Origin of the sequence: Halococcus dombrowskii (genome assembly GCF_022870485.1) — an archaeon.
In the GTDB taxonomy this organism is placed as follows: domain Archaea; phylum Halobacteriota; class Halobacteria; order Halobacteriales; family Halococcaceae; genus Halococcus; species Halococcus morrhuae.
Genome location: NZ_CP095009.1, coordinates 193321 through 206539, shown reverse-complemented (window position 1 = coordinate 206539; position 13219 = coordinate 193321). Strand labels below are relative to the sequence as shown.

Annotated in this window: 9 protein-coding genes, 1 pseudogene and 1 CRISPR repeat array; of the genes and pseudogenes, 2 read left to right on the top strand and 8 right to left on the bottom strand. The window is 55.9% G+C overall.

Features of this window, described 5'->3' with window-relative positions:
* Positions 1–107 precede the first annotated feature (107 nt).
* Together MUK72_RS19075 and MUK72_RS19070 are read right to left on the bottom strand one after the other, a co-directional pair.
* Positions 108–1472, bottom strand: a complete 1365-nt coding sequence (locus MUK72_RS19075; protein ID WP_244706743.1) for an ApeA N-terminal domain 1-containing protein — start codon at positions 1470–1472, stop codon at positions 108–110.
* Positions 1456–2115 (bottom strand): hypothetical protein, encoded by a 660-nt coding sequence (locus tag MUK72_RS19070; RefSeq protein ID WP_244706741.1) that lies wholly within the window; start codon positions 2113–2115, stop codon positions 1456–1458. Before MUK72_RS19070 ends, MUK72_RS19075 begins: the two co-directional genes overlap by 17 nt.
* A 139-nt stretch (positions 2116–2254) precedes the next feature.
* Between MUK72_RS19070 and MUK72_RS19065 the strand changes: the two are divergent.
* Together MUK72_RS19065 and MUK72_RS19060 are read left to right on the top strand one after the other, a co-directional pair.
* A pseudogene (locus MUK72_RS19065) lies at positions 2255–2665 on the top strand (coiled-coil domain-containing protein); the annotation flags it as partial.
* Positions 2666–2718: 53 nt separating this feature from the next.
* Entirely contained in the window at positions 2719–3696 is a 978-nt protein-coding gene (locus MUK72_RS19060) for an IS1595 family transposase (protein WP_244706737.1), read from the top strand.
* A gap of 23 nt (positions 3697–3719) precedes the next feature.
* Here the strand turns inward: MUK72_RS19060 and MUK72_RS19055 are convergent, their stop codons facing one another.
* From MUK72_RS19055 to cas5d, 6 genes are all read right to left on the bottom strand, one after another.
* Complete coding sequence (locus MUK72_RS19055; protein WP_244706735.1) at positions 3720–4778, bottom strand: hypothetical protein; 1059 nt, start codon at positions 4776–4778, stop codon at positions 3720–3722.
* A gap of 199 nt (positions 4779–4977) precedes the next feature.
* A CRISPR array of direct repeats spans positions 4978–8323; the repeat unit is 37 nt; unit sequence GTTTCAATCCCGTGCTGGGTTTCTACCGTCCTGCGAC.
* 126 nt (positions 8324–8449) lie between these two features.
* The gene (gene cas2 / locus MUK72_RS19050) at positions 8450–8722 is read right to left on the bottom strand and encodes a CRISPR-associated endonuclease Cas2 (protein ID WP_244706733.1); all 273 of its coding nucleotides are present in this window, start codon (positions 8720–8722) and stop codon (positions 8450–8452) included.
* On the bottom strand, positions 8719–9714 hold the full coding sequence (gene cas1 / locus MUK72_RS19045; RefSeq protein ID WP_244706731.1) for a CRISPR-associated endonuclease Cas1: 996 nt from the start codon (positions 9712–9714) through the stop codon (positions 8719–8721). The genes cas2 and cas1 overlap by 4 nt, the downstream gene beginning before the upstream one ends.
* The gene (gene cas4, locus MUK72_RS19040) at positions 9711–10334 is read right to left on the bottom strand and encodes a CRISPR-associated protein Cas4 (protein WP_244706729.1); all 624 of its coding nucleotides are present in this window, start codon (positions 10332–10334) and stop codon (positions 9711–9713) included. Before cas4 ends, cas1 begins: the two co-directional genes overlap by 4 nt.
* 1 nt (position 10335) lies before the next feature.
* Positions 10336–12486, bottom strand: coding sequence for a type I-D CRISPR-associated helicase Cas3' (gene cas3, locus MUK72_RS19035; protein WP_244706727.1), 2151 nt, complete (start codon positions 12484–12486; stop codon positions 10336–10338).
* Positions 12483–13217 carry a type I-D CRISPR-associated protein Cas5/Csc1 gene (cas5d, locus tag MUK72_RS19030; RefSeq protein WP_244706724.1) on the bottom strand — a complete coding sequence of 245 codons (735 nt, stop codon included), beginning with the start codon at positions 13215–13217 and terminating at the stop codon, positions 12483–12485. The genes cas3 and cas5d overlap by 4 nt, the downstream gene beginning before the upstream one ends.
* Positions 13218–13219: the final 2 nt, after the last annotated feature.

Genomic DNA, 13219 nt, shown 5'->3' with positions numbered 1-13219 from the left:
TCACGTGAAACCGGCCGTCTCGAACTTCTTGACGATAGCCTCAGGACTCGGCTTGTTCGAGTACGGTTCGAGGCCCTTGTAATCGTCCCAGCCACCCTATTAGTCGGTTAAGATAGCTCCACAAATGTGCTGATTTTACGTGGTGAAAAACCGGTTTCAGACAAAATAACGATGGTACAAATCATGCCAAGATTTTGTGACTGATTCTGCAGCACAGACGAGATGTTCTGATTACAATCAGATGGTAATTCATTAGTGGTAGGAAAACTGGTGATGCGGTCTACAAGTTGTTCTGAGAGTTGATCAACTACTTTCGAATGGTTTTGGAGTATCATATTCAACTGCTCTTCAAACGAAGAATCAGTCTCTTCACCCATTAGCGCCCCAATCGTTTCTGCCTCAGTCTGTGATGATATCATATCCAGCTTTTGTTTGTTGAGTCCTGAGAATTGCTTTTCACTAATCCGAATATTGTAATATGCTTCGAGCATTGTTCGTCGCAGAAGATATGTTGTTGATATATTTGTGTCGTTATATATTGATTTGAAATAGAAATTGAACATTGGAGCTAACTCATCAAATGTCTGCAACCACGTCTGTAAAATCCGTTCAAACTCGTCCTCAATATCTGGTAACAAGAAGAGTATCTCTTGTGGATGTTGGTCGTCCGAAGTCGTGCTCTCAGCGTTTGCAGACATTAGTATCTCCACACTGCTGCTATCTGATCCAGTATCTGATTGATAATATCCTGTCATTTCCAGGGATTGAACTGGTTCTTGAAGCGCCAGAGCGATGAACAATCTGACTTTCCGCGACATAGCTTGTGCTTCTGGTAGTGAAACTGTCCCATTCTCATGTCCCGAATCGATATCAATTGACGTGTATTCTCCAAGATTGACAGACGACCGCTCCCTTTCAACCGTGATCCCAGGATCGAAGTGTAGAGTCATATCTCCGACATCGATGGTTTCAGAGTCTGGATATGCATATTCAGCACGTACTACTGGCACTACAGGATCGGATTCTGGCTTGTCCTCACTGGATTTTTCTTCTTTTTCTGGTTCAAAATCAAAGTCTAGCCCACTTCGTGAGAACCATCGGTGTAGCGCCTCCAATCGTAATCGTACTGTGTTGAACCGAATATCCCCGTCAAAATGTTCGCCGATCAGTCCGGTCTCAATCACAAACGTCTCCGGATTCGTAATCTCTGTTCCATATACAACTCTCTCAAAGGTTCTGTAACACTTGACAAGTGTCACAGGATCACCATCGTGAGTAATACCGTAAATCCGCTCTACTGTCTCTAAAGTATCCTCATTGCCTTTGAACGAGTTCGTTTCGTGCTGATCAAGTGAGTCGAACAAATCCAGCTCGAGACCGTTGGACGGCTGATAGGAAAAAATACCGCCAACAGAATCAGATCTATGCCCGGGACGCCACCAATGACCGCGTACTTCACGCTGGTCGTGCATTTGGCTCATCCCCATATTGACCATGTCGCTTATTCGCAGCAGAGAACGTCACTTCTTCGTAAGATTGGGTGCTTACTGCGGAAGTCCCTTCCTGTTGAGACGCCTCAACTGCAGACTGAAGATCTACCGCAGATTCTGGAACACGCACCGCAAATCGGTCACGAAGGATTTGTGTGTCTTCAAAGCGACTCGCGTGCTTGGCATGTCGTTTTGCACGTAGTCCCGCCGCAACGTCTTCTTCGAATTCCGAGAACAACCCTTCCATATCACAATAGTACTCTTCCACAACGGATCTGACCTGAAGAAGTCGCTGACGGACGAGCTGCTGAGCAGCCGCTTCAATCTGTGCTGTGCGCGTTCGTTCTTTCGACGCTTGGTTCATCTGTCTCATCACTCGGGTTATCTCATTGTCGCGCAACTCTCGACAAAACCGTTCAGCAACCGGATATAGGTTCTCTTCACCAAGTAACTGCAGCACTTGCTCCGATAGTACATCTGCGAGTTCAGTCGCAATACAAGCCTGCAGGAACTCAACAGGAGTTTCGATCTGCCGCTCATACCAGGAACGCTGGGCTGCGTTATATAGAATCCGGGGGCTCTTCTCACGCAGATACGCTACCTGTTTACCAGCGTCCGAACTCATAGTGGTCATATGAATCTTGAACGCCAATCATCAAAAGTGTAGTCCTCTGTTCTCACATTAAGTCACAGTATCTGTTTAGCGGAACAGCCAAGGAGAAATCGTAGCTCTCAGGGAAGAGCAGGACGAACAGCCGCTAATCGTGCTTTCCGGGCCTGACGGATTGTCGGGTCGTTCGACCTCGGCGATCCGTTCTGTGGGTCGGACGATCCTTCCCCAACGAGATCTCGCTCTCCTCGCTGAAAACACGTTTCTTCGCCAGCAAAATGCTGCCCAGAACGAGCGAATCGAAGAGTTCGAAAATCGCCTCAAGAAGTACGAAAACGCCCACACACCGTCCAGCAAGCAGGGCAGTGCTGGACAACAGCCACAGAATGAGGAGTCGGAGCAAGACGAGGATAACGACGAAGCTGGCGGCGACGTAGACGCCGCCAGCGACTCTTCGTCCGGACCCGGACGCAACCCCGGCCACGAAGGAACGACCCGGCCACCACCCGACCCGGACAGGACCGTCCGGGTCGGGGAGGCGTACTGCCCCGATTGTGACCGCGTCGCTCTTGCCGAGTCTGGTGAAACAGTCGCGTAGGAACTACAGCATCCCGCCGTATGCTAGTGGATGTGCTCCAACGGACAGCTTTCGGCGGGATGCTCCAGGAAGTTGTTGAGCGCCAAGCAATAGTGTTCCGCCCCGAGCCGCTCGACGCCATCGTCGAGCGGCGCTGCAAGCGTGCGTGGGAGCAGGCTCCCTGTCCCGAGTATGGAGAAACAGCTCTCCAGACTCGGGACGGCAGTCCCCGAGTCTGGTGTCGTAACTGCCGCTATAGCTTCATATACACCCGAAACACGCCGTTCGCAAACACCGGTCTTACACCCGGTGAGCTCCTTCTCATCTTCATTCTCTACGCTGATACCTTGCTCAGCATCAACCAGATCGCCCAATTATTCGATTCCTGCTACGACACGATCCATACACAACTCCGCGATGGGGAAGCCGCGTTCGAACGCGGCTTTCCCCTCGTCTGGGAGCGCATCCAGCACACCGTTGAGGGACCAACACAGATCGATGAAACCGGTTCGAAGTGTTCGGGCTACAAAGGTCAATCGCCGCCGCGGGACGGTCTCTCCCGCGGCGGTTCTGGGGAACCGGGCCGATCACGCTGGGAGGGAGCACCGGGCGACAAACTCACGCTCGTCGCGGCGAGCCGCGACGTGCTTCGGGTGATCTCAGCCGAAGAAGGATCAAAATACGACGAGAATTTCGGGCCAGTGATAGAGGAAGCAGGCGATCTCTCCCAGCCGCTGGGAGAGATCTGGACCGACGAACTTCCCGCGTATCAGCAGATGAATCACGAGCATCGAACCGTTGTTCACGACGATAAGTACGTCTCAGACGAAGGCGTCCACATAAATCAAGTCGAATGCCTCTGGTCGCTGATCCAGACGTGGCTGGAGAAGTTCCGCGGTCTCTCCAAACCAGGATTGGAGCAGTCCGTCCGAACCTACGGGTTCGTACGGACGTTGAACCTCGTCGGAGCACCGCTACACGGCCTCGTTGACTGCTTTGCCCTCAACGTGTTTCACTAGATTCGGCAAGAGCGTCAATAACGTCATTCGAGATTGATTTGCCTGTCAGTGATGAGTGAAAGCGCATCAGCAACTGATGGATCAGTTCTTGATTGTAGCTCCGTTTCAGTATCTGCGTACCATGCTTCAAGCCGCTCAATTCCTTCCTGCGTCGTAACAAGAAGCTGTTCACGGGGGAACGAGTCATCCACCGAATATTCTTTAATTCGTTCACCAGCAGATTCCAACATCTTAGTGAATACCTCGAAACCCCAGTTATTGGAGCGTGGAATCGGATCAAAAAATTCTTCAAGAGACGACCGGTTCTGAATAACTCCACCAGCCCCATCTTTGTGGACAACCGAAATCTCATTCGCCGAAAAATTGGTTGTCACAGTTCCAAGAACTCGGCATTCCCCATCATTTGTGAATAATGTTCCATCATTACTATCGAATTCTTTGATGAAATAATCTGGTGTGAGAATAATATCGGTCATATGAACCTCTTTTTGAATGACTAAAGGACTGTATTCAGCTGCGTTTGTTTCATTCGGTGAATAATTATTGAGAACTGTCGCAGGGACTGTAAACGATTTTCGTGACGGATCATCGACAGCTGCTGCAAGAACATGTGGAATATCATACCGCTCATGGAAACCACGAAACAGGCAGACAGATTCATCAGCCACCTCACAATCATCGCTTACAGCAGTGAGCGCAATTGATTGAGATAATCCATACAATACCCACGCAAATCGGCAAGCTTCCCCACCCCACTCTTTGGAGGCAGTTGTTCCTCGGATCTTTAGATTTCTTGGATCTTGTTGCGGACCAGCGTCAGCCAATATATATGAAAATAACGATTCTTCACGCCCCATTTTATCGACATGGCCATCTCTTTTCCATGCCTCCAAATCACCCCAATGGGTCGAAAGCGTTTCAATCGAAAAATTCTCAAGGAAATTCGCACTAATATCATCCTGTTGCGGATCAGCAAGCGCTCCGAAAGATTCGCCAACTCCGGTTCCATATTCGACTTGCATACGGTTAGACAAATCGATGACCGACTCGCCGGGTAGCCAATGTTCGTCAGTTGCGTGCATCGTTAATTCGACATTCGATTCTCATTGAGTGGGTTCAATAACCAAGGGGTGAAGTATAAAATTGTCTCTCTGAGATCGTCTGAGCACCTGATTCTTTGCTTGAACGGCAGTGACTCTATGAAAACCTTGCTAAAATCCCTCGGCAAACGTCCCCTCTCCCACAAATTCCGACGATCGTGTGATCGACAATCTTCATCTTGTTTCAATCCCGTGCTGGGTTTCTACCGTCCTGCGACCCGAATGGCACTTCCACGTTGGCGTGCCGGACGGTGTTTCAATCCCGTGCTGGGTTTCTACCGTCCTGCGACAGCCTGACTTCAACATTCGATTCACCCCGATTCCGAGTTTCAATCCCGTGCTGGGTTTCTACCGTCCTGCGACCGTCGGCGAGTCAGCCCGCGAACACAACGTGGCGATGTTTCAATCCCGTGCTGGGTTTCTACCGTCCTGCGACCGCGGTGTGAGACGACTCTCGTGGACTCGTTCAGCCGTTTCAATCCCGTGCTGGGTTTCTACCGTCCTGCGACCGTCGTGGTCGCCGGCGTCCAACTCGCTTTCGAGATGTTTCAATCCCGTGCTGGGTTTCTACCGTCCTGCGACGTCTCGGTCCCGGCCGTCGATGGGGGCCATACGGAGGTTTCAATCCCGTGCTGGGTTTCTACCGTCCTGCGACCTCAAGCGGCGGTTGCACGAGTCGCACGCGGCACTCCGTTTCAATCCCGTGCTGGGTTTCTACCGTCCTGCGACGAGTCACTCGATCGTCGAATACGACTACGAACAGGTGAGCGAGAGCGGTATCAGTATCACGCACTTCCGAGTGTTTCAATCCCGTGCTGGGTTTCTACCGTCCTGCGACGACGTGGTCCGGCAGCGGCAACTCGACGGTCAAGCTGTTTCAATCCCGTGCTGGGTTTCTACCGTCCTGCGACCGTCGCCGTACTCGACGACGAACTCGCCCTCGTAGTGTTTCAATCCCGTGCTGGGTTTCTACCGTCCTGCGACCGTCGCCGTACTCGACGACGAACTCGCCCTCGTAGTGTTTCAATCCCGTGCTGGGTTTCTACCGTCCTGCGACCCGACGTTGTCGAACCCGCGGGCGGCGCTCTCGTGTTTCAATCCCGTGCTGGGTTTCTACCGTCCTGCGACGCGTCTGTATCGAGTGTGGGAAAGTAGTGATCTACTGTTTCAATCCCGTGCTGGGTTTCTACCGTCCTGCGACTATAGCGCTGGGGGACAAACAAAACCAGCATTACTACGTTTCAATCCCGTGCTGGGTTTCTACCGTCCTGCGACCTCTTCGTCGCGCCACAACTGTGCTTCAAGAGCCTTGTTTCAATCCCGTGCTGGGTTTCTACCGTCCTGCGACCGATACCCATGATGACCCAACCGATTGGACCGATGGCGTTTCAATCCCGTGCTGGGTTTCTACCGTCCTGCGACAATCTCAATATGCGGACCATTCGCATCGAGACAGAGTTTCAATCCCGTGCTGGGTTTCTACCGTCCTGCGACGAAGCGGCACATGGGTCACATCGAGGAGGACACCGTTTCAATCCCGTGCTGGGTTTCTACCGTCCTGCGACCTGGACAACGAGGCCGTCGTAACTGTGGTCAGGTTTCAATCCCGTGCTGGGTTTCTACCGTCCTGCGACCGGATTGTGGGTTCTGAACACCCGATTTCATCCGGTTTCAATCCCGTGCTGGGTTTCTACCGTCCTGCGACATGGTAAATACTACCATGTCCGTATTCACAGACTGTTTCAATCCCGTGCTGGGTTTCTACCGTCCTGCGACGACGCGGCTCATTCGCGGTCCCCAATAGTCGTCCTGTTTCAATCCCGTGCTGGGTTTCTACCGTCCTGCGACCCGCAGACACAAATTCTCCGTCTTTTAGCGACAGATGGTTTCAATCCCGTGCTGGGTTTCTACCGTCCTGCGACGGTCAAGCCGTACCGTCGGAACGGGCCCGGCGTTCAGTTTCAATCCCGTGCTGGGTTTCTACCGTCCTGCGACTGGCGATCGCCCCGACGCTCGTGCCGTCGTGGGCGTTTCAATCCCGTGCTGGGTTTCTACCGTCCTGCGACCTCGTAGATGTTGTAGCGCGCACACTCCCACGTGTTTCAATCCCGTGCTGGGTTTCTACCGTCCTGCGACTAGAAGTCCTCGTCGAAGTCCACCGTTAGTCGTTTGTTTCAATCCCGTGCTGGGTTTCTACCGTCCTGCGACTAACTGCCCCTACTGCGACGATGACGACGTCAACCTGTTTCAATCCCGTGCTGGGTTTCTACCGTCCTGCGACTCCTATACCTCCGAGTACACGCGGGTTTTCCGGACGTTTCAATCCCGTGCTGGGTTTCTACCGTCCTGCGACCTGTCAAGGCGATCATCAAGGATGACGTTGAATAGTTTCAATCCCGTGCTGGGTTTCTACCGTCCTGCGACTGAAGTGGATGACATCCAGCAGGAGGTTCAAGACCTGTTTCAATCCCGTGCTGGGTTTCTACCGTCCTGCGACCGACCAGTGCTCACACGGCGGCACGGGCCATCCCGAGCCGTTTCAATCCCGTGCTGGGTTTCTACCGTCCTGCGACTGCTCCAGGCTTCGGCAAGGACGAACGATTTGACGAGTTTCAATCCCGTGCTGGGTTTCTACCGTCCTGCGACGCGAAGCGCCCATGAGACGGCGCGCAACCACGCCGAAGTTTCAATCCCGTGCTGGGTTTCTACCGTCCTGCGACGGCGTGGCCTTTGCCCTCTCGCTCGTGTTGACGGTGTTTCAATCCCGTGCTGGGTTTCTACCGTCCTGCGACGGTGGCGGTGGCGGCCTCAAAGCCAGCGTCATGAAGTTTCAATCCCGTGCTGGGTTTCTACCGTCCTGCGACCGCAGCGAGAGCGATCGACGTCCTCAAGGCCTGGCTACGTTTCAATCCCGTGCTGGGTTTCTACCGTCCTGCGACCCGGAAGATGGAACGTACCAACTCGTTAATAACGTCGTTTCAATCCCGTGCTGGGTTTCTACCGTCCTGCGACTTATCAGCAGGGCCAGGAGCAGCCGCCCGCGACCTGTTTCAATCCCGTGCTGGGTTTCTACCGTCCTGCGACCGTGCCGCCGATCGCGAGCAGCGGGAGGAACGATGAGGTTTCAATCCCGTGCTGGGTTTCTACCGTCCTGCGACCATACACGCTTTCGTCGACGTGCTGGCGACCAACATGTTTCAATCCCGTGCTGGGTTTCTACCGTCCTGCGACCGTGGCGTCGGTGTCGACAGTCCACTGCGCGGCCGTGTTTCAATCCCGTGCTGGGTTTCTACCGTCCTGCGACCCGCAGGACAACCAGTTCCCGAGCATCTGGCAACCCGGTTTCAATCCCGTGCTGGGTTTCTACCGTCCTGCGACGTGCCGAACTCGGAACCAACCGCGAAGCCCTGGTAATGTTTCAATCCCGTGCTGGGTTTCTACCGTCCTGCGACCTTCGTCAGTCCGCGGACGTTGAGAGCAACACCACCATGTTTCAATCCCGTGCTGGGTTTCTACCGTCCTGCGACAGGGGGTGTAATTTGCTTGAGCCGGGCTATAAACCTTGCTCTACCAACAACGGCCCGGCCCGCTCTCGTGGACCCCTGCTGTACACGGCTTTGAAAAAGGTCGACGAAGGTCGACGAAGGTCGACGTCAGATGACGTTCGATTGCTCGTCCGGTGGTTCGGTTCCAAGATCGGTCGTCGCTTCTTGGCAGGCTTCGCAGAGCCGATACAGTCGGACTCGATCTCCGTCCGCCGGTTCGATGTGTCCTTCGAGTTCGTCTTCGAGTTCGACTCGCTCGCTCTTCGATACGTCGAGTTCGAAGACGCTGTACTGTCGCCACGCCCCGTATCGTTCCAGCGTTCGATAGACGTGCCGACGATTCGTGTCGTCGCTGACGTCGTACGTCACTGCGAGTCTCATCGCAACACCTCCAGCGCGTGGTAGTCATCGAGTTCATCCGTGATCACTTTCCGCAGGAGGATCACCTGCTGTCGGATCGCCTTTCGGCGACTCACGCGGTACTCGAAGTGCGGGTGTGTCAATTCTTCGCTCATGTAGTCGTCGAATTTGTCCAAGTACGCTTGGAAGCCGTCGTCGGTGAGTCGGTTGTCGTTTCCGAACTGATCGTGCGTTATCGTCCCTCGGTTTACCAGGCGTGTGACGAACGCATCACAGAACAGCGGCCGGAACTCTTCTTGGAGGTCGAGCGCGAGCGACGGTCGTCCGTGCCGATCGGCATGGAGCACGCCCAGGAAAGGGTCGAGGTTGTAGCAGCGCAACGCGCTCAACACCTCGTTTTTCATCATGACGTAGGTCAGCGACAGCAGCGAGTTGATGTGGTCTTCGGGCGGTCGTTTGCTGCGCGTTTCGAACGTCCAGTCGTCGACGAGCGTCTCGTCGAGTCGGTCGAAGTAGCGCTCTGCAGCCTCGCCCTCTATCCCGCGGAGATCGTCCTTGTTCGACGCGGTCGAAACGCGTTCACCGAGGTCCTTGAGGACGGTCGTCCCTCGGACGCCCTTCCGCGAGAGGATCGTCCGCGCGTTCCGGACCTTCGCCGCGATCATCGCCTTCGCGATTGCCAGTTCGTCGGGTTCATCGAGCGCGTACTGCGCCCGGCGGACTTCGGCGATCGTGTTACGCTCCGGAACGAAGCTCCCCCGATACTTCCCGTTCTGCGTGAAGTAGTTGAACACGATTCCGTGCTCGTTCGCCGTCGCGACGAACGGCGTCGAAAAATTAACCCCACCGAAGACGTTGATCGTATCGAGCTTCTCAACGGGGAACGATCCGAGTTCACCGTCGTCGCCATCCACGTCGTAGATGACGACTTGCCCACCGTCAATACGTACCTGCGAACCCTGCGTCGTAACGTAGACGACCGAATCATCGAACATCCCCTGGCTTTCTTTCACGCTAAATCACCCGGTGTTGTTCCCTCCCATCCGGTTCCTTCAGCATCGGACGGCGAGAGGAGCGCCGTTTCGCCGGGCATACAGTACGTCTTCGCTGAACACGCCTCGCACTTCGACTGGTTCTGCGTCAGCGGCGGAACCGAACCGACTGACATTGACCGGATGCGTTGTCGTATCTTTCGAACGGTCTCGCGGTGATCTTGCGTAATCCGGACCGAGTGACGCGTATCAGTCGAGTAGAGGTAGATATATCCCACATTCACGGGTTCGTCGATCGCGTCTTCGAGCAGCATACAGTAGCCGGCGAGTTGGACTTCGTCGCTTGGGTAGTACGACCCGCTCTCGGAACGCTTCCGTTCGACCGGGGTCGGTGTCCCGTCCTCGGTATCGACGAGGTCGATCTTCCCGTGCATCCCAAGGTCGTCGGAGCGAAAGTATCGCTCTGTCACCCAGTTCCCGCGACGGGATGCGTGTTCATGCTTCGATCGGCCGTCGACGAGTTCGTAGGGTTCGCCGATCTCGTCGTAGTACCGCTGGTAGTAGTACCGTCGGGGACAGTAGACGAACTCGTTCAACGCGCTCACGTAGACCAGTTCGTCCTTGAAGCTTGAACCCGTCATCTCATAGACCAATCCCCAAACTCTCCAAGTCGACGGCGTTCTGCGACTCTTGGACCGCACAGTGGAGGTAGAGCGCGTCGACTCCGAGTGCGGCACACCACTGTTCGTCACCGACTGTGAGCGGGTAGAGGAAGAGGAACTTTCCGAGGTCGTACTGGTTCTTTACCTGTCGTGGATGTTTCTTGACCGCGTAGCAGAGCAAGTCGAGGTCCTCGCACATCTCGTCGCGGAGGTGTTCGATCGACGTAATCCGGTCCGCGCCGTCGGGATCTACATCAATACTGATCCCGCCGAGTTCGCGTGGTTTCCGTGTCTCGTCGTCGACGCCGTCATCGGCGCGTAGCCAGCCATATATCTCGGAGATAGCCTCGAGACGGACGCTCCGTCCGTAACCGTCGTCGTTCGTTTCGATCGTTCCGTCGTACGTGCAGTAGCCCGTGACGTACGGCGCGAGGTGAGAGACGTCGTCATCGTGTTCGTCCGGGACGACTTCGTCGAACCCAGTGCGTGAGAAGAACTCGACGTCGCCATGCCGCAGGAGGTAGAATAGGTCGTACGTCTTTATTCGGTCGTCTGCGCCCAGCGTCCGGTCGTAGACGAGTGCCTGAAGCGACCCGCCGCGGTACCACTGAAGCGTCCGTTCGACGGCGTTGTCGATGACATCGGTGTGTGCTTCGACATCCGACCGAGTGAGCGGTGGATCGCCACCGCCAAAGTGTCGGAGGATTCGCTCCCAGCCCTCCTCGCGGATCCCTTTGGCACGTTCCGAGTTGGCGTCGCGAGCACGACGTTCGATGTGGTGATGGGCTTCGGCCGCCGAGTATCGCCAGTCGAACGATTCGAACTCCTGGGGGTCGTGGTAGGCATCTTCGAGCGTTTCGACGAGCTGTGCACGTGGGATACGCCCGCCGTGTTCAATTTCCGAAAGCGACGCAGCGGCGGTCGACGAAACGTAACAGCGGGCGAGCTGTGGTTCGGATTCAGTTCGGAGGCGGCCGAGACGCTGGACGAAACTCGCCCGATCGGGCGCTGAGAACACGAGGCGGTCGACCGAGAAGTCAATCCCGACTTCGACGGCGGAGTTGCTCACGAGGACGTCAAAGTCGTCGAGTTTCTCCTCGAGGTCGCCGCGGTGAAACCCGTCGATGCGAACGACGGTTCGGTTGTCGAGCGCGTTCGAGAGGCGAGTATAGACCTCGTCCACCTCGTGAATCCCGTCGAGGATGAAGACGGTCCGTCCGGGTTGCCGGGCGAACGCTTCGGTGTCATCCCAGTCCTCACCGAGCAGTTCACTCGCAGTGTCGAACGTCGACGCCGAACGGACATCGAGGTCGACGGGTGGCATGACTGCACCCCACCCGTTCGTTGGTTTCTCGTCGAAGGGGCGCTCTTCGGTTGTCTCCCGCTCCGACGTCACGCGGTGATACGGCGCGCTCATCGCCTCCTCGAAGCGGTGTTCGAGCCGGGTGGTCGGCGTCGCGCTGAGGAGAACGATCTTCGAGAGCGCGCACTGGAATTCCGAGAGGTCGTACATCTCGTCAAGGGAGAACAGGAGCGTGTTCTGCTCTTTCCTGTTGGCACGATGGAATTCGTCGACGACTACCGTCTCGAACTCGTTGAGTTGTCTGACACGGGATCCGGGATCGCCGGTGCGCCCATAAATGTGCCGTCGCATCATCACGAGGATGTCCGGGTTCGTCAACACGAGTACCGGGTCTTCACGCTGATACACGTACGTCCGGAGGAGTGCGCGGAGCCGCTCTCCGTTCGTCTTCGCGTCCGGGTACTCGGCCGCGTACCGTGTCCGGAGCGTGTCGGCCGTAATTGGGAGCACCGCGACGTCAGACCCTTGCCCGGGGAAATTCTCGTCGAGTTCATCCGTAAGTTGATTGTACTGGTCGTGGATGAGCGCGTTCGTCGGGTAGACCGCGAGCGCGTGCTCTCCACGTTCGATGACGGGCGCGAGCCACGACATCGTCTTCCCGCCGCCGGTCGGACTGTCGTTCACCGCGAGAAACTCACCCGAACTCCGGAACAGTTCTCGGAGATCCTGCTGGTGAGCGTACGGTTCGAATTCAGGATCTTCGACCGGATACTCGGGATCGTCGTGCCGTCGTAGTTCGACGCCCGAGAGAGGGAGTGTCGCCCTCATCGCTTGGTCCCCAGGAAGGTAACGTCAGCGGGCAGCCGGACGTCGTTGTTGTCCGGATTCGACGCTTCGAGTTCGACGTATGCGCCCTCGTAGGATGCCTGCATCACGAGCGGTGTCGGCCGCATCCGTTTCGTTACGAGATTCCCCATCGGCGTGAGGGCCGTGTCGTACGCGCCGATCGGGTGGCCGAGGTCGAATTCATCGTCGCCTTCCGAGACACCGAGAGGCTCGGTCTCAACACGCGCTTTGCCGCGTTTCTTCCCGAGACGGATGTAGCCGGGGACGCGCGACTCGAGTTCATCCGCGCTGAGGCCACGTCCGAGCAGGTAGCACGTGAGTTCGTTCCCGTGACCGAGCACGCGACGACGACCATATGTCGGAAGGTTCTGCTTCGCGTCGGTATTCTCGTCGTCCGTCGCTGCGTAGTTGATAGTCGCGTAGTCGTCACTGCTCGTGTTATACGTCGACGTGATTCGATTGGTAAGCCCCGCTCTGGAAGAGTCCGATGGCGTTGCCGGCGTTACGTACAACTCCTCGGCGACCTCGTCGGTGTCGTCGAGGTACGTCGGATCGAACGAGCGGTCGACGTACCGGCCGGATGCGAACCCGAACGCGTAGTAGAGCGCCGTGTTCAGGAAGTACGGCTCCGTATCGGCGAGCCGACCGACCTCGCGGCTCGCAAACCAGATCTCCCCCTGCGTCCGGATCGTCACTTCGAGTGCTGCCGTCATGT

Bases quoted from the DNA above. Each gene is read 5' to 3' on its own strand.
- MUK72_RS19075 (WP_244706743.1), bottom strand. From the start codon at position 1,472: ATGCACGACCAGCGTGAAGTACGCGGTCATTGGTGGCGTCCCGGGCAT.
- MUK72_RS19070 (WP_244706741.1), bottom strand. From the start codon at position 2,115: ATGAGTTCGGACGCTGGTAAACAGGTAGCGTATCTGCGTGAGAAGAGC.
- MUK72_RS19060 (WP_244706737.1), top strand. From the start codon at position 2,719: ATGCTAGTGGATGTGCTCCAACGGACAGCTTTCGGCGGGATGCTCCAG.
- MUK72_RS19055 (WP_244706735.1), bottom strand. From the start codon at position 4,778: ATGCACGCAACTGACGAACATTGGCTACCCGGCGAGTCGGTCATCGAT.
- cas2 (WP_244706733.1), bottom strand. From the start codon at position 8,722: ATGAGACTCGCAGTGACGTACGACGTCAGCGACGACACGAATCGTCGG.
- cas4 (WP_244706729.1), bottom strand. From the start codon at position 10,334: ATGACGGGTTCAAGCTTCAAGGACGAACTGGTCTACGTGAGCGCGTTG.
- cas3 (WP_244706727.1), bottom strand. From the start codon at position 12,486: ATGAGGGCGACACTCCCTCTCTCGGGCGTCGAACTACGACGGCACGAC.
- cas5d (WP_244706724.1), bottom strand. From the start codon at position 13,217: ATGACGGCAGCACTCGAAGTGACGATCCGGACGCAGGGGGAGATCTGG.